Origin of the sequence: Bacillus sp. JHAA (genome assembly GCF_036961585.1) — a bacterium.
In the GTDB taxonomy this organism is placed as follows: Bacteria; Bacillota; Bacilli; order Bacillales; family Bacillaceae; genus Bacillus; species Bacillus velezensis.
This window is the reverse complement of the sequence record NZ_JBAMDE010000011.1, coordinates 38,288-59,590: the sequence shown is the minus strand read 5'-3', so window position 1 is coordinate 59,590 and position 21,303 is coordinate 38,288. Positions and strand designations below refer to the sequence as shown.

Here is a 21,303-nt window from a genome sequence, read left to right as displayed (position 1 = left end):
TGTTGTTGTCTGCTGTTCATCAGCGACGTTTAATAATATACCATGCATTCGATGAATTTAGCAAGTGTTTTTTTCGTTTTTTTTTAAACGTATTTCGTTATATTCATCTCCGCCGCGGCATACGATGTAATCAAGCATGGACAAGATAAGGAGGCGTCATCAGTGAATCACTTCTACGTGTGGCACATCAGAAGGATAAAACAGCTGCTTATTATTATCATTGCCGCATTTGCAGCAGCCAGCTTTTTTTATATACAGAGAGCCGTCCCCCTTCCTGTATTTTTAACTGATAGCGGCCCGAAGGCTATTTCAAAAGGGGAGACGAAAGCGGGCGAAGTCGCATTAACATTCGATATCAGCTGGGGCGACGAAAAGGCGGTTCCTATTCTGAACGCGCTAAAAGCAAACGGTATTAAAAACGCCACTTTTTTTCTGTCAGCTTCTTGGGCGGAACGGCACCCGGACACAGTTGAACGTATGGTAAAAGACGGACATCAAATCGGCAGCATGGGATATGCGTATAAGAATTATACCAACCTAGAGGACAATGAAATAAAAAAAGATATCCTCCGGGCCCAGACCGCATTTAAAAAGCTGGGTGTGAAGAATGTTCATTTACTCCGCCCGCCGACCGGACAATTTAATAAAAAGGTTCTTACCATTGCACAGCAGTACCACTATTCAGTGGTTCATTACAGCGTTAACTCGCAGGATTGGACAAATCCCGGTCCTGATAAAATCATTGAAAATGTAAACAGTCATATAAAAGGCGGCGACATTGTCCTGCTGCACGCCTCTGATTCAGCAACACAGACTGAAGAAGCGCTCCCCGCCATTATTCACAATTTAAAGCAAAAAGGACTGAAAAACGTGACCGTCGGCGACCTGATCGCAAATACTGACGTCAAGTCATCAGAAGTGAAATAACTACCTCTGGGCAAACTTCGGCAGCATTAACAGCTGAAACGCATTGCAGCCCATCAGCGGAATCAGCATCAAATAAAGCCAGTCCTCATTATTCACTCGTAGCGCAGGAACCCATTCAAGCGCTGTAATAACGACCATTAAAAATAATGATGAAACGAACGTATTTTTTGAGGACTGCTTTTGTTTTATATATGCCGTCAACAGGCCGACGGCAAGCAGAGCCAGCGGCAGCCAGACAAACCCTGCAATCGAGTCATCCCGCTCTCCGAAAAACAAAAATCTGACGTACATTAAATCAAAAGCGACAAACAGAATGATAAACAGCTGAAGCAGATTCCAAAGCGAGCTTGATCTGAGAATTTCAAGGGCAAACCGGTGCACCGTCAGAAAAACGAAGAATCCCATCTGGCTGATCACACTGAAAATCATGCCTACCCCGATAAACCAGATCAGAACGGAGAAAATCTGACCGGCCTCAAAATTCAGAAAGAACCCCTTGTACTCCCCCCACTTCAGAGCAAATCCCACGACGCTTGTAATAAGAGCGCCCACAGCTAAAATCGAAAAGAAAAATCGAACAAGCCCGCGGCTTTTCATCTCTTATTCATCCCCCTGACAATCGCGTTCAGCGATATTTTGTTATGTATAAATCCATTCCGATGAATCATATTAAAAATAAGTACAAGTAAGGAAGGAGCTTATGCATGTCAAAAGCCAAAACGCTATTGATAAGCTGTTTTGTTTTATTATCTGTAACAGCTTGTGCTCCAAAAGACCAAGCAGCGGATATGGATTATGACCAGACTAAAAAAATGGTTGTTGATATATTAAAGACCGATGATGGAAAAAAGGCAATTAAGGAAATATTAAATGATGATGCGATGAATGAGGCATTGGTGATTGATCAAAATGCCATTAAAGGCACAATAGAGAAAACCCTCACCTCTAAAAAAGGGGCGGAGTTCTGGAAAACCATCTTTGAAGACTCAAAATTCGCCGAGAGCTTTGCAAAAACTCTTCAGCCCGAGCATGAAAAAATCATAAAAAAACTGATGAAAGACCCTGATTATCAGAAAAGTTTTATGCAGATCATGCAGGACCCCGGGATGGATAAAAAATACTATGAGCTGGTGAAAAGCCAAAAGTTCCGCAGTTACTTAGAGGATGTAATTACAGAGACACTTTCCAGCCCGCTTTTCAAAAAGCAATTCGAGGATGAATTGAAAAAAGCAGCTTCAAGCTCTGAAAAAGAAAGCCAATAAAAGGCCGGGCCGTGTTGATCCCGGCCCCTTTTTTATTCAGCTGTTTTTTCAATGACTTTCTGGGCGATCCCCATATAAATTTCCCCGATCGGATGACTTCTGTCATAGACAGAAGGCGCAAACTGATCCTTGTCCCAATCAGGCTGTTTTAAAGGAATTCTGCCAAGCAGCGGCACTTGCAATTCCTCCGCAAGCTTATCTCCCCCGCCTTGACCGAACACATATTCTCTCTCGCCGGTTTTTGCACTTTCATAGTAAGCCATATTTTCAATGACCCCTACAACTTCATGATCGGTCTTAATCGCCATAGAACCCGCTCTCGCCGCTACAAATGCGGCTGTAGGGTGCGGCGTTGATACGATAATCTCTTTGCAGCTCGGAAGCATCGTGTGTACATCGAGCGCCACATCACCCGTGCCGGGCGGCAGATCAAGAACGATATAGTCAACCTCTCCCCAGTCAACTTCATGGAAGAAGTTATTCAGCATCTTGCCCAGCATCGGCCCTCTCCACACAACCGGAGCGTTTTCTTCGACGAAAAAGCCCATCGACATAACCTTTACTCCAAATCTTTCGACAGGAAGCAGTTTTTCTCCTTCTACTGTCGGGCGAACTGTAATACCCATCATGTCCGGCACGCTGAATCCGTATATATCCGCGTCGATCAAGCCGACTTTTTTTCCGAGCCGCGCAAGAGAAATGGCCAGGTTGACGGAAACCGTTGATTTGCCGACACCGCCTTTTCCGCTTGCCACCGCAAGAAAGACCGGCGGATGTTTCCTATTCAGCAGGGTTTCGCTTTCAGCAGCCGGCCGGCTGAATTTCGCCAATGTTTCTTCCGGCAGCTCTTCAAACCGCAGTCCCACAGTTTCCGCACCCGCTTCTTTCAGAACGGATACGATTTCCTGCTGAATACCCATCTGTTCAGCCGTCCCCGTTTTTGCCAATGCAATTTTCACACTGACATGCCGTTTTTCCGGCTTGATCTTTACTTCTTTAATGGCATCCAATTCTCCCAGCGGTCTATGAAGAAAAGGTTCGCGCATGTTTCCGACTATATTTCTTACTTCATCTTCTCTTATCATCGAACCCTCACCCTTTGTGTATTCGTTTACAAATGGTATTATACCATATATTAAACATAGAATCGGCGAAAAACCCTCCTTACTCGGGAGGGTCTCCTTTCTCTGTGAAGTATCTCAATACGCCCTTATACACGGAAGAAGCGATTTTGTCCTGATATTTGGGCTGGCCGAGCCTTTTCGCTTCCGCGGGATTGGACAGAAAACCGATTTCCACCAGCGCGCCCGGTTTGGTTACATTCTGCATTAAGTAAATGCCGTGTATCCGTTTCGCCTTTCTCGTTGTATTCTCCAAATTGATTCTCAATTCGTCCTGTATATATTTTGCCACTTTTTCATTTTCTTCGTATTTTCCATAGTAGAAGCTTTGGGCGCCGCTCCATCTCGGTGACGGTATGGCGTTCAGATGAATGCTGATATAAAGCTCCGCCTCTGAACGGTTGATGATTTCCACGCGCTTTCTCAGATCTTCCGCTTTGCGTCTGCTGTAGCCTTTTGTCCCTTCAGGAGCTAAATCAGTATCCGTCTCCCGCGTCATAATGACCAAAGCTCCCTGCTCCTGCAAATAGTCTCTTACCCTGGAGGCCACTTCGAGAGTAATGTCCTTTTCAAGGTGACTGCCTCCCGTGGCGCCTCCGTCCGGCCCGCCGTGTCCCGGATCGAGATAGATGATTTTCCCGCTCAGCGGCAGACTCCACGGCCGCCAGGAATCATCATTATGGAATTGAAACCGGAATAAACACAATAATATGATAAAGCCAAGTAAAAAACCGAGCCATTTCAGCTTTTTTGTCATACCTTTCCCTCCCGCTTGTCCCCGTTATTAATAAGTATGGGACAAGGGAAGAAATTATGATTACCTCATGCGGAGCTTACATTGTTTTTCTCTTTGCAGAAATCCTTCCGTCCACCAGCTGTTGATAAACCGGCAGGACGCTTCATAGATTTCTTTTTGTTTAACGGAAGAATATTGCTCATGCGTCCAATTGCAAAGATATTCAAAAAAATCGACCGTCAGTTCTTCCTCTTCTTCAGCCGAACGGGCGTTTGCCCTCTGCAAAGACTCACCATAATAGCCAAAGACGCCGAACCGGCCGCCTAATAAATACGCTTCAATTGCAAAATCTATGCATCCTTCACTCAGAATGCCGTTTTCGTCTTGAAGAAAGGGAAACAAAGGGGTAAGACATGCTTTTACGGACTGAATGATCTGCGTCAGTGACAGCTCCTTTAGTAAACTCTTCTCAAGCTCAAAATCCTTCTGCCGTTTCACGTCTGAAAAAGATAATACTTCTGCCATTGCCAGCCACGCTCCTTTTTACTGTTATTTTGAAAGGAAAAGGGAAAAAGCATGCTTTGTTGATAGTGGAAATCCTCCCAAATGAAGGAGTTTTATGTTAACTGGAAGAAGAAAGAACTGAGGTGACGTGATGAAAAAGCTGTTTCAATACAATTGGACGGTGCGTGACGAGTGGTTTATGATATGTGAAAAGCTGAGCCGGGAGGAACTGACGAAAACCCGGACGGGCGGAATGAAGAGCATCTTGCGGACTTTATTTCATATCATTGATGTCGAGATCAGCTGGGCTCGTGCCATTTTAGGTAAAGATGATGTTTTACCTGCTGAGTCTGACTATACGAGCATTCAGGATCTCAGAAAACTGTCTGAACAGTATCGGGAGGATGTCATTCATGCGGTCTCCCTCAAAGGACCGGATCTTGTTAAGCCGGGCTGGATGGACCAAACCTTTCCTAAAGAAGATATTCTCCGCCACATCCTTGCGCATGAGATTCACCATATGGGACAACTGTCGGTTTGGGCCAGAGAAATTGGAGTAGAACCGGTTTCGGCTAATGTGATCAGCCGTCCGCAGGAAAAAGCCGCAAAAAAACAGCACCTCTGACGGGATGCCGTTTTTATATTTTAATGCTTCTTGTTACGGAGTATGTATTAATGTATTCATCCAGCACGAGGCCGCCTTTGTCCTCGTAAAAACCGGCAACCATGAAGCCTGCGTCAATCTGACCTTTAATTTGATCCTCCAGCGTATGGCCGAATTCAAGCGCTTCATGATTATCAATAAGTTCCTTTACCTTTTTCTTACTCAGATCTTTTTCATCCGAAAACGGAATGGAATACTTTACTTTTAGTACGCCTTCCTGCTCTAAATCCATATCAAATAAGAACACGACGGGATTTACAAAACCGGAGACTAAAGACCCGCCTTTTTTCAATACGCGATGAGCTTCTTTCCATACCGGAAGAACCGTATCAACAAAGCAATTCGATACCGGGTGCACGATAAAATCAAATGACTCATCATCAAAACAGCTCAGATCATTCATGCTGCCTTTGACAGTCCGAAGCGTAAGATCGTCCCGCTCGGCAACCATTCTGTCTTGCGCAAGCTGTTTTTCCGAATTGTCAAAGATGGTCACGTCCGCTCCTGCAGCAGCAAGGACCGGCCCTTGCTGTCCTCCTCCTGAAGCGAGACAAAGAACCTTCAGACCGTCTATGGGCGGAAACCAATCCGCCGGCACATCTTTTCCGGGGGTCATTCTGATGCTCCAATTGCCTTTTTTCGCTTCACCAATCGTATGAGAATCAACCGCAACCGTCCATTCATTGCCTGTTTCGACTTTTTTATCCCATGCCTTGCTGTTATGTATGACTAACTTATTCATTATAACTGCGCTCCTTATTGGTAATGAATAGAGTATAACAAACAATTCTAGAAAAACATCGGATAACCTCTTGAATATGAGAAAAAAATACAAAAAAACCACAACCAAGAAGTTGTGGTTTTTGCCATCCAAAACGATTAACGTTTTGAGAACTGAGGTGCACGACGAGCGCCTTTAAGACCGTATTTTTTACGTTCTTTCATACGAGCGTCACGAGTCAGAAGACCAGCACGTTTAAGTGTTGCACGGTATTCTGGATCTGCTTCAAGCAAAGCACGAGCGATACCATGACGGATTGCTCCAGCTTGACCAGATAAGCCGCCTCCATGTACGTTTACTAAAACATCATAAGTACCAGCTGTTTCAGTTAAAGTTAATGGTTGTTTGATATCTTCGATTAGAGCTGGAGATGGAATGTGCTCGCTGATTTCACGATTATTAACGACGATACGACCTTCACCTGGAACTAAGCGCACACGCGCTACAGAACTTTTACGACGGCCAGTACCGTAATATTGAACCTGTGCCAAATTGGTAACCTCCTTTTTAATTAACCGCGAAGTTCGTAGACTTCAGGTTTTTGTGCTTCATGTGGATGCTCAGAACCACGGTATACGTTCAATTTCTTGAACATTTGACGACCTAGAGAACCTTTTGGAAGCATGCCTTTGATAGCAAGCTCAAGCATTTTCTCAGGGTAGTTTGTACGCATTTCAAGAGCAGTTCTTGATTTTAATCCGCCTGGATGTTGAGTGTGACGGTAGTAGATTTTGTCAGTTAACTTTTTACCAGTTAACTCGATTTTTTCAGCGTTGATGATGATCACATGATCTCCAGTATCAACGTGCGGTGTGTAAGTCGGTTTGTGTTTCCCGCGAAGGATAGATGCAACTTCTGTAGAAAGACGTCCTAAAGTCTTACCAGCAGCATCAACAACTAACCACTTGCGTTCAATAGTACTTGCGTTAGCCATAGGTGTTGTACGCATTGAATTTCCCTCCTAAATGATCTGTCATTTTCAATAATCTTCGATTACGTTCTATTTCACAACACAATAAGTTCCGGGGCTTATCGTGGGGTTGAAATACATACCATATGATATCTTATAACTTTATGCAGACTCTGTCAAGAAAATGTTACACCTGGTTTAGTTGTCATAGCAAACGCTCCATAAATACAGCCCGTGCCCCGGTGCGGTGCGCCCCGCGGCTTCGCGATCTTTCGCTTCGAGCATTGCTTTTACATCATCGGGAGAAAATTTTCCAGCTCCTGTATCCAATAACGTTCCGGCAATGATTCTGACCATATTATAGAGAAAACCGTTTCCGGTGATCCGCATCTGCAGGCCGTCTCCGGTCTCAGTCCAATCCAGCTCGTAAATCGTTCTGACTTTATCCTGAACCGCGGTATCAGCCGCGCAAAAGCTTGTGAAATCATGTGTCCCGACGAGGTGCCTTGAAGCTTCCCTCATTTTCTGCACATTAAGCGGATATGCAAAATGGTAAGCGTAATGTCGTTTAAATACGTCCGGGTGTTTCTCCGTATATACAAAGTAGCGATATTCCTTTTGGACCGCGCTAAATCGTGCATGGAACCCATCATCCGCAATCTCTGCTGTTTTGACGGCAATATCATCAGGCAGCAGGGCATTGAGCGCAAACGGCCATTTCTCAGCCGGGATGGACAGCGGCGTATCAAAATGAATGACCTGCCCGGCAGCATGAACGTCGCTGTCCGTGCGGCCGGATGAGTACACAGGCACTCTGCCGTCCGTTTTATGGATGACAGCCAGCGCTTTTTCCAATTCACTTTGAACGGTCCGTTTTCCAGGCTGAACCTGATATCCGTTAAATAAATGCCCGTCATAAGCAATGGTACATTTCACTCTCATTCAGCAGCACCTCTAACTTCTTAAGAAAAACAATAACACGGCTAATAAGATGATGAGCAGAATAGCTCCGGTATCCTTTCCGGTCCAGACGAGCTTTCTGTATTTCGTTCTCCCCTCACCGCCCTGGTAGCCTCTCGCCTCCATGGCGACCGCGAGCTCTTCCGCGCGTTTAAAGGCGCTGACAAACAGCGGGACAAGCAGCGGAACAACCGCTTTGATTCTGTCTTTCACCGGGCCGCTTGTAAAGTCCGCACCCCTCGCCATTTGCGCCTTCATGATTTTATCTGTCTCTTCCATCAATGTCGGGATAAATCGCAATGATATCGACATCATCAAAGCGAGTTCGTGTACGGGCAGCTTCACCTTTTTAAAAGGATTCAGGAGCTGCTCCATTCCATCCGTTATTTCAATCGGCGTTGTTGTCAGCGTCAGCAGCGTCGTCATAAAGATAAGGTAAACGAAACGGAGAGAGATAAAAATCCCCTGTATAAGTCCGCCCTCATACACTTTAAACCAGCCAAGCTGAAAAATGACAGATCCTTCATGCGTCATGAAAATGTGTAATAAAAAGGTAAACGCCACAATCCAGATAATCGGCTTAAGCCCCTTCAGCAAAAAGCTGAACGGCACGCGAGTCAAGGCGATCACCCCGAATGTAAACAAACCGAGCAAAGCGTACGTCTGTACGTTGTTTGCCAAAAAAACGATACATACAAAAAGAAAGATGCTGACAAGTTTTGTTCGCGGGTCCAATCGGTGAATAAGCGATGATCCGGGAACATACTTTCCGATAATCATGCTGTCCATCATTGGTCCTTTTCCTCCTGAAAGAAAGCCTTAATTTCACTGGCGGCATCCTGCAGGGTCAGCATGGGTTTTTCATACTTGACTCCGAGAGCCTTCTCAAGCCGTCTCTGAAACTTCACCGATTCAGGAAGATCCAGTCCCATTTCGGCCATCTCTTCACCTTTTACAAACAAGTCACGCGGACTCCCCGTCGCTTTAATGGTTCCTTTGTGCATGACGATCATTTCGTCAGCATAGCGGGCGGCGTCCTCCATGCTGTGGGTGACGAGAACGGTAGTCAGGTTTCCCCGCTGATGAAGCGCATAGAACATGTCCATAATGTCCTGGCGCCCTCTCGGATCAAGACCGGCCGTCGGTTCATCCAAAACCAGCACTTCCGGCTCCATCGCGAGAACGCCGGCAATCGCCACTCTGCGCATCTGGCCGCCGCTGAGCTCAAATGGTGAACGATCCAAAATGTCTTCCGGAAGGCCCACAAGCCCCAGCATTTCTTTTGCTTTCCGTTCAGCGTCTTCTTTTTTTACACCAAAATTCATCGGCCCGAATGCGATGTCCTTCAGCACAGTCTCTTCAAACAGCTGATGTTCGGGAAATTGGAAAACGATTCCGACTTTTTTTCGCAAAGTCTTAAGGTCTTTATTCTTTTTACCGGCTGCCAGAATCGTGCTCCCGAGTTCAAGCTGTCCTTTAGTCGGTTTCAGCAACCCGTTTAAATGCTGCAGGAGCGTCGATTTGCCCGACCCTGTATGCCCGATGACGGCAACGTAGCTGCCCTCTTTTATCACGGCATTGATATCATACAGAGCCAGCCGTTCAAAAGGTGTCTTCATTTGATAGCGGTGTTCTACATCTTTGATTTTAATGTCCACAGCTCATTCACCAGCCCTTCCTGAGTCAGATGGTTTTTCGTTAACGCCAGTCCGCTTTCTTTCAAAAGCAGGCTGAGCTGGAATGAGAAAGGCAAATCAAGACCGATGCGAACCAAGTCTTCGTTTAATTTAAAAATCTCTTCAGGCGTGCCCTCTGCATATTTCCTGCCGCCGTTCATCACAATGATCCTGTCCGCCCTTGCGGCTTCTTCCAGGTCATGTGTTATCGAAATGACGGTGGCCATGCCCTGATCTTTTAAGCGTCTGACAGTATCAAGGACTTCTTCTCTCCCAATCGGGTCAAGCATGGATGTCGCTTCATCCAAAATCATAATATCAGGACGCGCGGCAATAATTCCCGCGATCGCCACTCTTTGTTTTTGACCTCCGGAGAGATGGTGCGGCTCTTGATCAAGAAAATCCTGCATATTGACTTGTGTGACAGCCCAATCTACTCTCTCAATCATTTCTTCGCGCGGAACACCATTGTTTTCTAAACCAAAAGCCACATCATCGCGAACAGTCGTTCCGACAAATTGGTTATCGGGATTCTGAAAGACCATCCCTATTTTTTTTCTCACATCCCACACGGTATCCTCAGTCAGCTTGATGCCGCCGACTTCAATTTCTCCGGCCTCAGGCAAAATCAGCCCGTTCAGCGCTCTGGCCAAAGTCGACTTCCCTGAACCGTTGTGGCCTACGATAGCAAGCCATTCTCCTTCGTATACCTCCAGACTCACACCGTCCAGCGCCGGTCTTTCTGCATCTTTGCGGTAGCGGAATAGAATGTCTTTTACGGATATAAGCTGTTTTTGATCCACGGGCGCCTGACCTCCTCTCAGCTATAGCTCTGCTTTTCTGTCTCATGATAAAAAGTTCTGATATCTAAAAAAAGGGCATAGATCCAGTTAGAAACTGTCCCGCCCTTCTTTAGATACACAAAAATATGTGATTAAACCAATTCGATGATTGCCATTGGTGCACCGTCACCACGGCGAGGACCAAGCTTCATAATACGTGTGTATCCGCCTTGGCGCTCCTCGTAACGAGTTGCAATGTCAGAGAATAATTTTTGAAGTGCATCTTGGTTATTTTCTTCATTAGCAACCTCGTTGCGAATGTATGCAGCTGCTTGACGACGAGCATGCAAGTCACCGCGCTTACCAAGAGTGATCATCTTTTCAACAACAGAGCGAAGTTCTTTCGCACGTGTTTCAGTTGTTTCAATTCTTTCGTTGATGATCAAATCTGTTGTAAGATCACGAAGCATAGCTTTACGCTGTGAACTCGTACGTCCTAGTTTTCTGTATGACATGTGATGTCCCCTCCTTTAATGGAATGCTGTTTCTAAATAAAAAACACACGAAAATCCTAGTTCACATGGAAACTAGATCAATCGTCTTTGCGAAGGCCGAGTCCAAGTTCTTCTAGTTTCGCTTTCACTTCTTCAAGTGATTTGCGTCCCAGGTTGCGAACTTTCATCATATCTTCTTCCGTCTTGTTCGCAAGTTCTTGAACCGTGTTAATGCCCGCACGCTTCAAGCAGTTGTAAGAACGGACAGAAAGGTCAAGTTCCTCAATCGTCATTTCAAGAACTTTTTCTTTTTGATCCTCTTCTTTTTCAACCATGATTTCAGCATGCTGAGCTTCGTCAGTTAAACCGACGAATATATTAAGGTGTTCAGTTAAAATCTTTGAACCGAGAGCAATTGCTTCCTTCGGTCCAGTGCTTCCGTCAGTCCAAACATCAAGTGTAAGTTTGTCATAGTTTGCAACCTGGCCTACACGAGTGTTTTCTACCTGATAAGATAAACGAGAAACTGGCGTAAAGATTGAATCGATCGGAATCACGCCGATTGGCTGATCGTCTCTTTTGTTCGAATCAGCAGGTGTATACCCACGTCCTCTTTGTGCAGTAAGGCGAACTCGGAAACTCGCATTCTCACCAAGAGTCGCGATATGAAGATCCGGATTAAGGATTTCAACATCGCTGTCGTGTGTAATATCAGCTGCTGTGACAGTTCCTTCGCCCTGTACATCAATTTCAAGCGTCTTCTCTTCATCAGAGTAGATTTTCAATGCAAGCTTTTTAATGTGCAAGATTATCGTTGTAACATCTTCCACAACGCCTTCGATTGTCGAGAATTCGTGCAGTACACCATCTATCTGGATCGATGTTACAGCGGCACCAGGGAGTGAGGATAAGAGGATACGACGTAAGGAGTTACCCAGAGTTGTACCATATCCACGCTCAAGCGGCTCTACGACAAACTTACCAAATTTGGCATCGTCGCTGATTTCAACCGTTTCGATTTTTGGTTTTTCAATCTCGATCATTACTTAAAACCCTCCTTCAAAACGTCGAAACCTCGAATAGAATCATATGAGATTCCATCCGAAATTCCCCATTGTTTAGTCCCGTATGTGCTCAGGCAACGAGTCGGTGCATTCGTTTCATAAATAACTGTATCATAACCCATTATTGACAGGGACACAAAATCTATACAAACAAATTACACGCGGCGACGTTTTGGTGGACGGCATCCATTATGAGGAACAGGAGTTACGTCTCTGATAGCTGTAACTTCAAGTCCGGCAGCTTGTAAAGCACGGATTGCAGCTTCACGGCCAGAACCTGGTCCTTTAACAGTTACTTCAAGAGTTTTAAGTCCGTGTTCGATTGAACCTTTAGCAGCTGTTTCAGCAGCCATTTGCGCAGCAAAAGGAGTAGATTTACGAGAACCTCTGAATCCTAGAGCTCCGGCACTTGACCAAGAAAGAGCATTACCATGAGTATCAGTGATCGTAACGATCGTGTTGTTGAAAGTTGAACGAATATGAGCGATTCCTGACTCAATATTCTTTTTCACGCGACGTTTACGCGTGTTTTGTTTACGAGCAGCAGCCATTGTTTAGGTACCTCCCTTACTTATTTTTTCTTGTTAGCTACAGTACGACGCGGACCTTTACGAGTACGCGCATTGTTTTTAGAGTTTTGTCCGCGAACAGGCAAACCTCTGCGATGGCGGATTCCGCGGTAGCTTCCGATTTCGATCAGACGCTTGATGTTAAGAGAAACTTCACGGCGAAGGTCACCTTCTACTTTCAGTTTGTCAATAACATCACGGATTTTACCAAGTTCTTCTTCAGTAAGATCACGCACACGAGTATCTTCAGAAACACCAGCCTCTTTCAAGACTTGCTGAGCCGTTGTGCGGCCAATTCCGAAGACATATGTTAAAGAAATAACAACACGTTTGTCACGTGGGATATCTACACCAGCAATACGAGCCATTCTCTGGGCACCTCCTTATTAATTATCCTTGTTTTTGTTTATGCTTTGGATTTTCACAGATCACCATTACTTTTCCTTTTCTGCGAATAACTTTACATTTCTCGCAGATTGGTTTAACTGATGGTCTCACTTTCATGTGTTTCCAACCTCCTTCAGTTTCCGGAGTGCTTTATTTGTAACGGTACGTAATCCTGCCACGAGTTAAGTCATATGGAGATAATTCTACCGTAACTTTGTCTCCAGGTAAAATGCGAATGAAGTGCATGCGGATTTTACCAGATACGTGAGCCAAAACCGTATGGCCATTTTCGAGTTCAACTTTGAACATCGCGTTTGGCAGTGTTTCGACAATCGTACCTTCCACTTCAATTACATCGTCTTTCGCCATTCAAGTGTTCTCCCTTCTTCAAATCAGTAACTTGCTCTCTGACAAATTTCAAAAGAGAAAATCTCAGTTATCCGTTTGTCACACGCCCTGTTTCGTTTATACTGTTCTGAACTTCCGGAGATACGCAATCATAAAGGGTGAATGATTGATATTCTTTTTCTAAGGAGAATGAAATGTACGCTTTTCTCCGTCTGCTTTAGTACACGATGATGAATCTTCATTCCGATGACAGCAGCTAGCCGGTTTTTCTTCCGACCAATTGTAAACCTACAATCTGCCCAGGTGCGGAATGAAAAACATATGTCATGGAATTCATTTCATCATCTAGACTTTTGTCAGTATATCAAAACCCGTTTCCGTAATCGCAATCGTATGTTCAAAATGAGCACACTTTTTCCCATCTACCGTTACAACCGTCCAGTTATCAGCCAATGTTTTCACATATCGGCTGCCAGCGTTAACCATCGGTTCTATAGCGAGAACCATACCAGGCTTCAGCCTAGGTCCTTTGTTTGGCGGACCGTAATGAGGAATTTGCGGATCCTCATGCAAGTCTTGACCAACACCATGTCCGACATACTCCCTAACAACTGAAAACTGCTCATTTTCGACATACGTTTGTATTGCGTGGGAAATATTCGACAAACGTTCACCTGGTTTTGCTTCCTTCAAGCCTTTATATAAAGACTCCTCTGTTACTTCCAGCAGTCGTTTATCATCATCACTGATGTTTCCTACCGGATATGTCCAAGCAGAGTCACCATGATAACCATTTAATTTAGCACCGATATCAATGCTGATAATGTCACCGTCACGCAAAACCCTTTTACCGGGTATTCCGTGAACGAGTTCTTCATTAACTGATACACAGATGCTCCCGCGAAACCCATTATACCCCTTAAAAGATGGGATTGCACCCTGCTTCTCAATAAAACGTTCGGCAATTTGATCCAATTCTTTTGTCGAGATTCCTGGTTTAATGTGCTTTTTCATCTCTTCATGAGTCAAAGCCACGATTCGCCCTGCTTCCCGCATGATGCCAAGCTCACGAGGGGTCTTACAGATAATCATTTGCTCAATCCTCCAAGAAGCTCTTTCACATCTTTGTACACGTCGTTAATGTCCTGCTGGCCATTGACGTTGACAAGATACCCTTTCTCAGAATAAAAATCGAGTAAAGGCTGAGTCTGCTTCATGTTGACCTCAAGCCGTTTTGAGACGGTTTCCTCATTATCATCTGCCCGTTGATAAAGGTCTCCTCCGTCTTTATCACAAACACCCGGCGTTTTCGGCGGATTGAAAACCAAATGATAGGTTGTGCCGCAAACACTGCAAATTCTGCGTCCAGTCAAACGTTCCATTAAAGAGTCTTTGTCTACTTTAATGTTAATGACATAATCAATCGGCTTGCCGTATTCCTCAAGAATGTTTTCAAGAGCTTCAGCCTGAGCGACTGTTCGCGGAAATCCGTCCAGAAGAAAACCTCTTTCACAATCATCTTTGCCGAGTCTTTCTTTGACAATGCCGATTGTGACTTCGTCCGGTACGAGCTCGCCTTTATCAATATAAGACTTTGCTTCGAGTCCGAGTGGTGTTTCTTCTTTCATAGCAGCACGGAACATATCTCCCGTTGAGATATGAGGTATCCCATAATCCTCAACAATTCGTTCTCCCTGTGTGCCTTTACCGGCTCCAGGAAGTCCCATTAAGACTAAGTTCATTCGGATTTCCCCCGTCCTCTCTTATTTAGAGGAATGGTTAAAACCAGTCCTCTAATTTTTCATAAATCCTCGGTAATTACGTTTCACTAACTGGCTCTCCAGCTGCTTCATTGTCTCCAAGGCTACCCCGACGACAATTAACAATGATGTTCCGCCAATCTGTGCACTTTGAGGCAATCCAGCGAATTGAATGAAAAAGATAGGAAGAATGGAAATCACGGCTAAGAATATAGAACCCACAAACGTAAGTCGATACAAAATGCTCGTAATTCTATCTTGAGTCATTTTCCCTGGACGAACCCCCGGGATATAGCCACCCTGTTTTTTTAGGTTATCAGCCATTTGTTCAGGGTTTACCTGCACAAAAGCATAGAAGTACGTAAAGGCGATAATTAATGCGACATAAACCGCCATGCCCACCGGATGTGTATTGTCAAAGTTGGCTTGAATCCACTTTGTCACATTGTTTTCTCCGAAAAATGACGCGATAGTACGCGGCGTAATAAGAAACGCAACCGCAAAGATTACCGGAATAACCCCTGCCGGATTCACTTTAAGCGGAAGGTGAGTTGACTGGCCTCCGCCAACAGGTGAACGACCTTGCCCTTTTGCATATTGAATCGCGATTTTGCGTACGGCCTGCTGAATGAAAATAACACCAACAATAACGGCCAAAATCGCAATCACCAGTAAAGCGATTTTTACAATATGAATAAACAGCTGATCGCTGCTGCCGACAAATTGAGTCTCATAAATCTGCCCAACAGTTTTCGGAATACTAGCCACAATCCCCGCGAAGATGATGATCGAAATTCCGTTACCTACTCCATTGGAAGTAATTTGTTCTCCCAGCCACATTAAAAAAGCAGTTCCTCCAGTGAGTACTAAAGCAATAATCAGATATGTCGATATGCCGGATTTTTCAATCAGCATACCGTTTGCCAGGTTGTTAAACCCGTAAGACATACCTAATGCCTGGATAAAACCAAGCACAATCGTAAAATATCTCGTGAACTGAGCTAATTTACGGCGGCCGACTTCACCTTGCTTAGACCACTCGGTAAACTTCGGCACAACATCCATCTGAAGCAGCTGAATGATGATTGAAGCAGTGATGTAAGGCGTAATTCCCATCGCAAAAATGGAGAACTGATAAAGCGCACCGCCGCCAAATGTATTAAGGAGATCAAAAACCCCCATCGAACTTTGTGTCTGCAACGCCTGAGCATTTACATATGGCACAGGGATAAATGCACCTATGCGAAAGACGATAAGCATGAGTAATGTAAAAATGATTTTATTCCGAATATCACTCACACGCATAAAGTTGGAGATTGTCTTAAACAAGTTAGATCACCTCAGCTGTACCGCCAGCAGCTTCAACAGCTTCTTTCGCAGAAGCAGAGAATTTATTGGCTTTTACAGTTAATTTTTTCTCTAATTTACCGTTGCCAAGAATCTTTACTCCTGCATTAAGTTTGCTAATAACACCAGTCTCAAGAAGAAGTTCAGGAGTGACTTCCGTTCCTTCCGCAAAACCGTTCAATTTGTCTACGTTCACAATAGCGTAATCCTTACGGTTGATGTTTGTAAAACCGCGTTTAGGAAGACGTTGGAATAAAGGCATTTGTCCCCCCTCGAATCCAGGGCGTACACCGCCGCCAGAACGAGCGTTTTGACCTTTGTGACCTTTACCAGCTGTTTTACCGTTACCAGAACCAATACCACGACCTACGCGATTGCGTACTTTACGTGAACCTTCTGAAGGCTTTAATTCATGAAGTTTCATTAGGACACCTCCTTAGCCTATAATTTATTTTTATTGTTCTTTAACAGAAACTAGATGAGATACTTTATTAATCATACCGCGGATCGCAGCGTTATCTTCATGAACGACAGTTTGGTTTGTTTTCTTTAAACCAAGTGTTCTTACAGTAACGCGCTGATCTTCCGGGCGACCGATTACACTGCGTTTGAGGGTAATTTCTAATTTAGCCATTAATGTTCCCTCCTTATCCTAACAGTTCTTCTACAGATTTTCCACGAAGCTTCGCAACCTCTTCAGCACGTTTAAGCTCACTTAAACCTTGAAGTGTTGCACGGATCATGTTGATCGGTGTGTTAGAACCTAAAGACTTAGAAAGGATATCAGCAACGCCAGCAAGCTCAAGTACCGCACGTACAGGGCCTCCAGCGATAACTCCAGTACCTTCAGAAGCAGGTTTCAACAAGATATTGCCTGCACCGAAACGTCCGATGATTTCGTGTGGAATCGTAGTTCCAACCATTGGTACTTCAATCAAATTCTTTTTCGCATCTTCAACAGCTTTGCGGATTGCTTCAGGTACTTCTTGTGCTTTACCAGTACCGAAACCTACGTGACCGTTTTTGTCACCGACAACGACTAGAGCTGCGAAACGGAAACGACGACCACCTTTAACAACTTTCGCTACGCGGTTAACCGTAACTAAGCGTTCTTCTAACTCTAATTTGCTTGGGTCAATACGACGCATAATCATGTGTCCCTCCTTTTTTTATTAAAATTTCAGTCCGGCTTCACGAGCTGCATCGGCCAGAGCTTTTACACGTCCATGGTATAAGTATCCGCCGCGGTCAAATACTACGTCAGAAACACCTTTCTCAGAAGCGCGTTTCGCAACGAGTTCACCGACTTTAGCAGCAGCAGCGCTGTCACCAGTGCTTTCCACGTTCAAATCTTTATCGAGAGTAGAGGCACTAGCAAGTGTAACGCCATTTACATCATCGATGATTTGAGCATAAATGTGTTTGTTTGAACGGAACACATTCAGACGAGGTCTTTCAGCTGTGCCTGAAAGTTTAGCACGAACACGGGCATGTCTTTTTTGACGAGCAGCATTTTTGCTAGTTTTCGTAATCATCCTTAGGTCACTCCTTTCTTCACTTTAAGCGGTCTTACTTAGCAGATTTACCCTCTTTACGGCGAACAACTTCACCTTCGTAGCGGATTCCTTTACCTTTGTAAGGCTCTGGAGAACGTACAGCGCGGATGTTAGCAGCGATAGCTCCTACACGCTCTTTGTCTGTACCTTTTACAACTACTTTAGTTTGAGAAGGAACTTCGATTTCGATGCCCTCTTCAGGAACGATCTCAACAGGGTGAGAGTATCCAACGTTTAAAACAAGTTTGTTTCCGGATTTAGCCGCACGATAACCGACACCGACTAATTCCAAACCTCTTTCAAATCCTTTAGATACGCCTTCAACCATGTTTCCAAGCAGACTGCGAGTCGTACCATGCAGCGCACGGTGCTCTTTGTGATCAGAAGGACGAGTAACTGTAAGCACGTTGTCCTCAATTTTGATTTCCATATCAGGATGGAAAGTACGAGTTAATTCTCCTTTTGGTCCTTTTACAGCTACAGTGTTGCCTTCGTTCAGCGTTACTGTAACTCCAGAAGGGATCTCAAGCAGTTTTTTACCTACACGAGACATACTAAAACACCTCCATTCTTGTTAAACTTCTTACCAAACGTATGCTAGAACTTCTCCACCAGCTTGTTTTGCACGGGCTTCTTTGTCCGTTAAAACACCTTGTGATGTAGAAATAATCGCGATTCCAAGACCGTTAAGTACGCGAGGTACTTCATTTGATTTAGCGTATACACGCAAACCTGGTTTGCTGATTCTTTTAAGACCAGTGATAACGCGCTCGTTGTTTTGTCCGTATTTCAAGAAAACGCGGATGATACCTTGTTTGCTGTCTTCTACGAACTCAACGTCACGAATGAAACCTTCACGCTTTAAAATGTCAGCAATTTCTCTTTTCAATTTAGAAGCAGGAATTTCAAGCTTCTCATGACGTACCATGTTTGCATTGCGAATACGAGTCAGCATATCTGCAATTGGATCTGTCATAACCATTATATAATTACCTCCTTCCCATTCTTGGGGATTACCAGCTGGCTTTTTTCACGCCAGGAATTTGTCCTTTATATGCAAGCTCACGGAAACAAATACGGCAAAGTTTAAATTTACGAATGACTGAGTGCGGACGTCCGCAGCGTTCACAGCGAGTGTACTCTTGCACTTTAAACTTTGGTGTACGTTGTTGTTTCGCAATCATTGACTTTTTAGCCACGATTTCGCCTCCCTTTCATTGATTATTTCTGGAACGGCATACCTACTTGAGTTAATAGCTCACGAGCCTCTTCGTCAGAGTTAGCAGTCGTTACGATAACGATGTCCATTCCGCGAACCTTTGTTACTTTATCGTAGTCAATTTCAGGGAAGATTAACTGTTCTTTGATACCAAGAGTGTAGTTTCCGCGACCGTCGAAAGATTTCTTAGAAATCCCGCGGAAGTCACGTACACGCGGTAAAGATACAGAAATAAGTTTATCAAGGAAATCATACATGCGCTCTCCGCGAAGAGTTACTTTCGCACCGATAGGCATTCCCTCACGAAGACGGAATCCAGCAATTGATTTCTTCGCACGAGTAACGACAGGTTTTTGACCTGCGATAAACGTTAATTCTTCAACAGCACTGTCGATTGCTTTTGCGTTTTGAACAGCATCACCGACACCCATGTTGATTACGATTTTTTCGATTTTTGGCACCTGCATAACAGAGTCGTAGTTGAACTTCGTCATTAAAGCAGGTGAAATTTCTTTATTGTACTTTTCTTTAAGGCGGTTCATGAGATAGACCTCCCTTCCTTTAAATACTATTTATCTAAGACTTGCCCAGATTTTTTTGCAACACGAACTTTTTTGCCATCTTCCACTTTGTATCCTACGCGAGTCACTTCACCTGTTTTAGGATCGAGCGGCATAACGTTTGATACATGAATTGGCGCCTCTTGATTAGAAATACCGCCTTGAGGGTTTGCTTGAGTTGGTTTAGAGTGCTTCTTCACCATGTTTACGCCCTCAACTAGAACGCGGTCCTTTTTAGGGAAAGCAGCAAGGATCGTACCTTGTTTGCCTTTATCTTTACCAGAGATAACCATTACTTTATCGCCTTTTTTCACATGCATCCTGATCGCACCTCCTTGAGTAAGGCATTTATTTCATTAGATAACTTCTGGAGCCAGAGAAACAATTTTCATGAAGTTGTTTTCACGTAATTCACGGGCAACCGGTCCGAAGATACGAGTTCCACGCGGGCTCTTGTCGTCACGGATGATAACACATGCATTCTCATCGAAGCTGATGTATGATCCGTCAGTTCTGCGTGCTCCGCTTTTTGTGCGAACGATAACAGCTCTTACGACTTCACCTTTTTTGACAACGCCTCCTGGTGTTGCTTGTTTAACCGTGCAAACAATTACATCACCAATGTTAGCCGTTTTACGTCCAGAACCGCCAAGAACTTTAATAGTAAGTACCTCACGCGCACCGGAGTTGTCAGCAACTTTTAAACGAGTCTCTTGTTGAATCATTATTTGTTACCTCCCTTCGGAAAAAGAATTCCGAACTTTATTAGATAATAACAGCTTCTTCGACAACTTCTACTAGACGAAAACGCTTAGTTGCAGATAATGGACGAGTTTCCATGATCTTTACGATGTCTCCGATTTTAGCTTGGTTATTTTCATCATGTGCTTTGAATTTCTTTGAGTATTTTACGCGTTTACCGTAAATAGGATCCTTTTTGTATGTTTCAACAACAACAGTGATGGTTTTATCCATTTTGTCAGAAACAACACGGCCTTGGTAAACTTTGCGTTGGTTACGTTCGCTCATGCTCACGACCTCCCCTCAGTGATTATTTGTTGGCAGCAATTTCTCTTTCACGAATCACAGTTTTCATGCGCGCGATAGCTTTGCGCACTTCACGAATGCGAGCAGTATTTTCAAGTTGTCCTGTCGCTAATTGAAAGCGAAGATTGAAAAGTTCTTCTTTAAGAGACTTTACTTTTTGTTCAATTTCAGCAGTGGTAAGGTCACGAATTTCATTAGCTTTCATTTGATTCACCACCAATTTCTTCACGTTTTACGAACTTCGTTTTAATTGGCAATTTGTGAGATGCAAGACGAAGAGCTTCACGAGCTACCTCTTCAGACACACCAGAAATTTCAAATAAAACTTTGCCCGGTTTTACAACAGCTACCCAGCCTTCAGGAGCCCCTTTACCGGAACCCATCCGTACCTCAAGCGGTTTAGCAGTGTAAGGTTTTGAAGGGAAAATTTTAATCCAAACTTTACCGCCACGTTTCATGTAACGAGTCATCGCAATACGTGCAGCTTCGATTTGGCGGTTTGTGATCCAAGAAGCTTCAAGAGCCTGGATACCGTACTCACCAAAATGTACTTCAGTACCGCCTTTAGCGCGACCGCGCATTTTTCCGCGATGCTCTCTGCGATATTTAACGCGTTTTGGTAATAACAT

The 21,303-nt window shown here is 44.3% G+C and carries 36 protein-coding genes and 1 pseudogene; 3 read left to right on the top strand and 34 right to left on the bottom strand.

Annotated elements, in window-relative coordinates; translation table 11 throughout:
* Nucleotides 1-162: 162 nt before the first annotated feature.
* The gene (gene pdaB, locus V7728_RS19475; protein WP_011996204.1) at nucleotides 163-927 is read left to right on the top strand and encodes a polysaccharide deacetylase family sporulation protein PdaB; all 765 of its coding nucleotides are present in this window, start codon (nucleotides 163-165) and stop codon (nucleotides 925-927) included.
* Here the strand turns inward: pdaB and kbaA are convergent, their stop codons facing one another.
* A complete protein-coding gene (gene kbaA, locus V7728_RS19470) occupies nucleotides 928-1,524 on the bottom strand; it encodes a KinB-signaling pathway activation protein (protein ID WP_007410420.1) in 597 nt (198 codons plus the stop codon). It abuts the gene before it with no gap.
* 107 nt (nucleotides 1,525-1,631) lie between these two features.
* Here kbaA and gerD point away from each other — a divergent pair, with 107 nt between their 5' ends.
* The gene (gene gerD, locus V7728_RS19465; protein WP_007410419.1) at nucleotides 1,632-2,189 is read left to right on the top strand and encodes a spore germination lipoprotein GerD; all 558 of its coding nucleotides are present in this window, start codon (nucleotides 1,632-1,634) and stop codon (nucleotides 2,187-2,189) included.
* 32 nt (nucleotides 2,190-2,221) lie between these two features.
* Here the strand turns inward: gerD and V7728_RS19460 are convergent, their stop codons facing one another.
* From V7728_RS19460 to V7728_RS19450, 3 genes are all read right to left on the bottom strand, one after another.
* Complete coding sequence (locus V7728_RS19460) at nucleotides 2,222-3,274, bottom strand: Mrp/NBP35 family ATP-binding protein (protein WP_007410418.1); 1,053 nt, start codon at nucleotides 3,272-3,274, stop codon at nucleotides 2,222-2,224.
* 79 nt (nucleotides 3,275-3,353) lie between these two features.
* On the bottom strand, nucleotides 3,354-4,067 hold the full coding sequence (cwlD, locus tag V7728_RS19455) for an N-acetylmuramoyl-L-alanine amidase CwlD (protein ID WP_007410417.1): 714 nt from the start codon (nucleotides 4,065-4,067) through the stop codon (nucleotides 3,354-3,356).
* A 60-nt stretch (nucleotides 4,068-4,127) separates the two neighbouring features.
* On the bottom strand, nucleotides 4,128-4,571 hold the full coding sequence (locus V7728_RS19450) for a DUF2521 family protein (RefSeq protein ID WP_011996201.1): 444 nt from the start codon (nucleotides 4,569-4,571) through the stop codon (nucleotides 4,128-4,130).
* Nucleotides 4,572-4,701: 130 nt separating this feature from the next.
* Here V7728_RS19450 and V7728_RS19445 point away from each other — a divergent pair, with 130 nt between their 5' ends.
* Entirely contained in the window at nucleotides 4,702-5,175 is a 474-nt protein-coding gene (locus V7728_RS19445; protein WP_059366899.1) for a DinB family protein, read from the top strand.
* Nucleotides 5,176-5,188: 13 nt separating this feature from the next.
* Here V7728_RS19445 and V7728_RS19440 read toward each other — a convergent pair whose 3' ends face one another.
* The 30 genes and pseudogenes from V7728_RS19440 to rplP form a co-directional block, all read right to left on the bottom strand.
* On the bottom strand, nucleotides 5,189-5,956 hold the full coding sequence (locus V7728_RS19440) for a class I SAM-dependent methyltransferase (protein ID WP_007410414.1): 768 nt from the start codon (nucleotides 5,954-5,956) through the stop codon (nucleotides 5,189-5,191).
* Nucleotides 5,957-6,093: 137 nt separating this feature from the next.
* Nucleotides 6,094-6,486: a 30S ribosomal protein S9 gene (gene rpsI, locus V7728_RS19435; RefSeq protein WP_003225846.1), complete on the bottom strand. Its 393-nt coding sequence runs from the start codon at nucleotides 6,484-6,486 to the stop codon at nucleotides 6,094-6,096.
* A gap of 20 nt (nucleotides 6,487-6,506) precedes the next feature.
* Nucleotides 6,507-6,944 carry a 50S ribosomal protein L13 gene (gene rplM / locus V7728_RS19430; protein WP_003225844.1) on the bottom strand — a complete coding sequence of 146 codons (438 nt, stop codon included), beginning with the start codon at nucleotides 6,942-6,944 and terminating at the stop codon, nucleotides 6,507-6,509.
* A gap of 159 nt (nucleotides 6,945-7,103) precedes the next feature.
* Nucleotides 7,104-7,847: a tRNA pseudouridine(38-40) synthase TruA gene (truA, locus tag V7728_RS19425; RefSeq protein WP_015416678.1), complete on the bottom strand. Its 744-nt coding sequence runs from the start codon at nucleotides 7,845-7,847 to the stop codon at nucleotides 7,104-7,106.
* Nucleotides 7,848-7,859: 12 nt separating this feature from the next.
* Nucleotides 7,860-8,657 (bottom strand): energy-coupling factor transporter transmembrane component T family protein, encoded by a 798-nt coding sequence (locus V7728_RS19420; RefSeq protein WP_041481996.1) that lies wholly within the window; start codon nucleotides 8,655-8,657, stop codon nucleotides 7,860-7,862.
* Nucleotides 8,654-9,523 (bottom strand): energy-coupling factor ABC transporter ATP-binding protein, encoded by an 870-nt coding sequence (locus V7728_RS19415; RefSeq protein WP_014416754.1) that lies wholly within the window; start codon nucleotides 9,521-9,523, stop codon nucleotides 8,654-8,656. The genes V7728_RS19420 and V7728_RS19415 overlap by 4 nt, the downstream gene beginning before the upstream one ends.
* On the bottom strand, nucleotides 9,499-10,344 hold the full coding sequence (locus V7728_RS19410) for an energy-coupling factor ABC transporter ATP-binding protein (RefSeq protein ID WP_007615256.1): 846 nt from the start codon (nucleotides 10,342-10,344) through the stop codon (nucleotides 9,499-9,501). The genes V7728_RS19415 and V7728_RS19410 overlap by 25 nt, the downstream gene beginning before the upstream one ends.
* Nucleotides 10,345-10,475: 131 nt before the next feature.
* Nucleotides 10,476-10,838 (bottom strand): 50S ribosomal protein L17, encoded by a 363-nt coding sequence (gene rplQ, locus V7728_RS19405; RefSeq protein ID WP_003156550.1) that lies wholly within the window; start codon nucleotides 10,836-10,838, stop codon nucleotides 10,476-10,478.
* Between the two features lie 77 nt (nucleotides 10,839-10,915).
* Nucleotides 10,916-11,860: a DNA-directed RNA polymerase subunit alpha gene (locus tag V7728_RS19400; RefSeq protein WP_003156549.1), complete on the bottom strand. Its 945-nt coding sequence runs from the start codon at nucleotides 11,858-11,860 to the stop codon at nucleotides 10,916-10,918.
* Nucleotides 11,861-12,036: 176 nt separating this feature from the next.
* Nucleotides 12,037-12,432, bottom strand: coding sequence for a 30S ribosomal protein S11 (rpsK, locus tag V7728_RS19395; protein ID WP_007410409.1), 396 nt, complete (start codon nucleotides 12,430-12,432; stop codon nucleotides 12,037-12,039).
* 20 nt (nucleotides 12,433-12,452) lie between these two features.
* Nucleotides 12,453-12,818: a 30S ribosomal protein S13 gene (rpsM, locus tag V7728_RS19390; protein ID WP_003156545.1), complete on the bottom strand. Its 366-nt coding sequence runs from the start codon at nucleotides 12,816-12,818 to the stop codon at nucleotides 12,453-12,455.
* A gap of 22 nt (nucleotides 12,819-12,840) precedes the next feature.
* Complete coding sequence (rpmJ, locus tag V7728_RS19385) at nucleotides 12,841-12,954, bottom strand: 50S ribosomal protein L36 (protein ID WP_003156543.1); 114 nt, start codon at nucleotides 12,952-12,954, stop codon at nucleotides 12,841-12,843.
* Between the two features lie 33 nt (nucleotides 12,955-12,987).
* A complete protein-coding gene (gene infA / locus V7728_RS19380) occupies nucleotides 12,988-13,206 on the bottom strand; it encodes a translation initiation factor IF-1 (protein WP_003156508.1) in 219 nt (72 codons plus the stop codon).
* Nucleotides 13,184-13,508: pseudogene (locus V7728_RS19375) on the bottom strand (KOW domain-containing RNA-binding protein). The gene infA and the pseudogene V7728_RS19375 overlap by 23 nt, the downstream one beginning before the upstream one ends.
* Nucleotides 13,509-13,530: 22 nt before the next feature.
* A complete protein-coding gene (gene map, locus V7728_RS19370) occupies nucleotides 13,531-14,277 on the bottom strand; it encodes a type I methionyl aminopeptidase (protein WP_007410408.1) in 747 nt (248 codons plus the stop codon).
* A complete protein-coding gene (locus V7728_RS19365; RefSeq protein WP_007410407.1) occupies nucleotides 14,274-14,927 on the bottom strand; it encodes an adenylate kinase in 654 nt (217 codons plus the stop codon). The genes map and V7728_RS19365 overlap by 4 nt, the downstream gene beginning before the upstream one ends.
* Before the next feature lie 51 nt (nucleotides 14,928-14,978).
* On the bottom strand, nucleotides 14,979-16,274 hold the full coding sequence (secY, locus tag V7728_RS19360) for a preprotein translocase subunit SecY (RefSeq protein ID WP_007615246.1): 1,296 nt from the start codon (nucleotides 16,272-16,274) through the stop codon (nucleotides 14,979-14,981).
* Nucleotide 16,275: 1 nt separating this feature from the next.
* A complete protein-coding gene (gene rplO / locus V7728_RS19355) occupies nucleotides 16,276-16,716 on the bottom strand; it encodes a 50S ribosomal protein L15 (protein WP_007410405.1) in 441 nt (146 codons plus the stop codon).
* A 30-nt stretch (nucleotides 16,717-16,746) separates the two neighbouring features.
* A complete protein-coding gene (gene rpmD / locus V7728_RS19350; protein WP_003156497.1) occupies nucleotides 16,747-16,926 on the bottom strand; it encodes a 50S ribosomal protein L30 in 180 nt (59 codons plus the stop codon).
* Between the two features lie 13 nt (nucleotides 16,927-16,939).
* Complete coding sequence (gene rpsE, locus V7728_RS19345) at nucleotides 16,940-17,440, bottom strand: 30S ribosomal protein S5 (RefSeq protein WP_003156493.1); 501 nt, start codon at nucleotides 17,438-17,440, stop codon at nucleotides 16,940-16,942.
* A 24-nt stretch (nucleotides 17,441-17,464) separates the two neighbouring features.
* Nucleotides 17,465-17,827, bottom strand: coding sequence for a 50S ribosomal protein L18 (gene rplR / locus V7728_RS19340; protein ID WP_003156492.1), 363 nt, complete (start codon nucleotides 17,825-17,827; stop codon nucleotides 17,465-17,467).
* 34 nt (nucleotides 17,828-17,861) lie between these two features.
* Nucleotides 17,862-18,401, bottom strand: a complete 540-nt coding sequence (gene rplF, locus V7728_RS19335) for a 50S ribosomal protein L6 (protein ID WP_003156490.1) — start codon at nucleotides 18,399-18,401, stop codon at nucleotides 17,862-17,864.
* Nucleotides 18,402-18,431: 30 nt separating this feature from the next.
* Complete coding sequence (gene rpsH, locus V7728_RS19330) at nucleotides 18,432-18,830, bottom strand: 30S ribosomal protein S8 (RefSeq protein WP_003156489.1); 399 nt, start codon at nucleotides 18,828-18,830, stop codon at nucleotides 18,432-18,434.
* Between the two features lie 31 nt (nucleotides 18,831-18,861).
* Entirely contained in the window at nucleotides 18,862-19,047 is a 186-nt protein-coding gene (rpsN, locus tag V7728_RS19325) for a 30S ribosomal protein S14 (protein ID WP_003156488.1), read from the bottom strand.
* Between the two features lie 22 nt (nucleotides 19,048-19,069).
* Nucleotides 19,070-19,609: a 50S ribosomal protein L5 gene (gene rplE, locus V7728_RS19320; RefSeq protein WP_003156487.1), complete on the bottom strand. Its 540-nt coding sequence runs from the start codon at nucleotides 19,607-19,609 to the stop codon at nucleotides 19,070-19,072.
* A gap of 26 nt (nucleotides 19,610-19,635) precedes the next feature.
* A complete protein-coding gene (gene rplX, locus V7728_RS19315; protein ID WP_003156486.1) occupies nucleotides 19,636-19,947 on the bottom strand; it encodes a 50S ribosomal protein L24 in 312 nt (103 codons plus the stop codon).
* Between the two features lie 36 nt (nucleotides 19,948-19,983).
* Nucleotides 19,984-20,352, bottom strand: coding sequence for a 50S ribosomal protein L14 (gene rplN, locus V7728_RS19310; RefSeq protein WP_007410404.1), 369 nt, complete (start codon nucleotides 20,350-20,352; stop codon nucleotides 19,984-19,986).
* Nucleotides 20,353-20,392: 40 nt separating this feature from the next.
* Nucleotides 20,393-20,656, bottom strand: a complete 264-nt coding sequence (rpsQ, locus tag V7728_RS19305; RefSeq protein ID WP_003156484.1) for a 30S ribosomal protein S17 — start codon at nucleotides 20,654-20,656, stop codon at nucleotides 20,393-20,395.
* 22 nt (nucleotides 20,657-20,678) lie between these two features.
* Nucleotides 20,679-20,879 (bottom strand): 50S ribosomal protein L29, encoded by a 201-nt coding sequence (gene rpmC / locus V7728_RS19300; protein ID WP_003156482.1) that lies wholly within the window; start codon nucleotides 20,877-20,879, stop codon nucleotides 20,679-20,681.
* A complete protein-coding gene (gene rplP / locus V7728_RS19295) occupies nucleotides 20,869-21,303 on the bottom strand; it encodes a 50S ribosomal protein L16 (RefSeq protein ID WP_003156478.1) in 435 nt (144 codons plus the stop codon). The genes rpmC and rplP overlap by 11 nt, the downstream gene beginning before the upstream one ends.

Bases quoted from the DNA above. Each gene is read 5' to 3' on its own strand.
- V7728_RS19445 (WP_059366899.1), top strand. From the start codon at position 4,702: ATGAAAAAGCTGTTTCAATACAATTGGACGGTGCGTGACGAGTGGTTT.
- rpsK (WP_007410409.1), bottom strand. From the start codon at position 12,432: ATGGCTGCTGCTCGTAAACAAAACACGCGTAAACGTCGCGTGAAAAAG.
- rplF (WP_003156490.1), bottom strand. From the start codon at position 18,401: ATGTCTCGTGTAGGTAAAAAACTGCTTGAGATCCCTTCTGGAGTTACA.
- V7728_RS19365 (WP_007410407.1), bottom strand. From the start codon at position 14,927: ATGAACTTAGTCTTAATGGGACTTCCTGGAGCCGGTAAAGGCACACAG.
- rpmJ (WP_003156543.1), bottom strand. From the start codon at position 12,954: ATGAAAGTGAGACCATCAGTTAAACCAATCTGCGAGAAATGTAAAGTT.
- rpsE (WP_003156493.1), bottom strand. From the start codon at position 17,440: ATGCGTCGTATTGACCCAAGCAAATTAGAGTTAGAAGAACGCTTAGTT.
- rplR (WP_003156492.1), bottom strand. From the start codon at position 17,827: ATGATTACGAAAACTAGCAAAAATGCTGCTCGTCAAAAAAGACATGCC.
- V7728_RS19420 (WP_041481996.1), bottom strand. From the start codon at position 8,657: ATGATGGACAGCATGATTATCGGAAAGTATGTTCCCGGATCATCGCTT.
- rpsH (WP_003156489.1), bottom strand. From the start codon at position 18,830: ATGGTTATGACAGATCCAATTGCAGATATGCTGACTCGTATTCGCAAT.
- rplM (WP_003225844.1), bottom strand. From the start codon at position 6,944: ATGCGTACAACACCTATGGCTAACGCAAGTACTATTGAACGCAAGTGG.
- rplO (WP_007410405.1), bottom strand. From the start codon at position 16,716: ATGAAACTTCATGAATTAAAGCCTTCAGAAGGTTCACGTAAAGTACGC.
- rpsM (WP_003156545.1), bottom strand. From the start codon at position 12,818: ATGGCTCGTATTGCTGGTGTAGATATCCCACGTGACAAACGTGTTGTT.
- map (WP_007410408.1), bottom strand. From the start codon at position 14,277: ATGATTATCTGTAAGACCCCTCGTGAGCTTGGCATCATGCGGGAAGCA.
- cwlD (WP_007410417.1), bottom strand. From the start codon at position 4,067: ATGACAAAAAAGCTGAAATGGCTCGGTTTTTTACTTGGCTTTATCATA.
- rpsQ (WP_003156484.1), bottom strand. From the start codon at position 20,656: ATGAGCGAACGTAACCAACGCAAAGTTTACCAAGGCCGTGTTGTTTCT.
- rplE (WP_003156487.1), bottom strand. From the start codon at position 19,609: ATGAACCGCCTTAAAGAAAAGTACAATAAAGAAATTTCACCTGCTTTA.
- rplX (WP_003156486.1), bottom strand. From the start codon at position 19,947: ATGCATGTGAAAAAAGGCGATAAAGTAATGGTTATCTCTGGTAAAGAT.
- V7728_RS19440 (WP_007410414.1), bottom strand. From the start codon at position 5,956: ATGAATAAGTTAGTCATACATAACAGCAAGGCATGGGATAAAAAAGTC.
- rpmD (WP_003156497.1), bottom strand. From the start codon at position 16,926: ATGGCTAAATTAGAAATTACCCTCAAACGCAGTGTAATCGGTCGCCCG.
- V7728_RS19460 (WP_007410418.1), bottom strand. From the start codon at position 3,274: ATGATAAGAGAAGATGAAGTAAGAAATATAGTCGGAAACATGCGCGAA.
- rplQ (WP_003156550.1), bottom strand. From the start codon at position 10,838: ATGTCATACAGAAAACTAGGACGTACGAGTTCACAGCGTAAAGCTATG.
- infA (WP_003156508.1), bottom strand. From the start codon at position 13,206: ATGGCGAAAGACGATGTAATTGAAGTGGAAGGTACGATTGTCGAAACA.
- truA (WP_015416678.1), bottom strand. From the start codon at position 7,847: ATGAGAGTGAAATGTACCATTGCTTATGACGGGCATTTATTTAACGGA.
- V7728_RS19400 (WP_003156549.1), bottom strand. From the start codon at position 11,860: ATGATCGAGATTGAAAAACCAAAAATCGAAACGGTTGAAATCAGCGAC.
- V7728_RS19450 (WP_011996201.1), bottom strand. From the start codon at position 4,571: ATGGCAGAAGTATTATCTTTTTCAGACGTGAAACGGCAGAAGGATTTT.
- gerD (WP_007410419.1), top strand. From the start codon at position 1,632: ATGTCAAAAGCCAAAACGCTATTGATAAGCTGTTTTGTTTTATTATCT.
- rplN (WP_007410404.1), bottom strand. From the start codon at position 20,352: ATGATTCAACAAGAGACTCGTTTAAAAGTTGCTGACAACTCCGGTGCG.
- rplP (WP_003156478.1), bottom strand. From the start codon at position 21,303: ATGTTATTACCAAAACGCGTTAAATATCGCAGAGAGCATCGCGGAAAA.
- kbaA (WP_007410420.1), bottom strand. From the start codon at position 1,524: ATGAAAAGCCGCGGGCTTGTTCGATTTTTCTTTTCGATTTTAGCTGTG.
- rpmC (WP_003156482.1), bottom strand. From the start codon at position 20,879: ATGAAAGCTAATGAAATTCGTGACCTTACCACTGCTGAAATTGAACAA.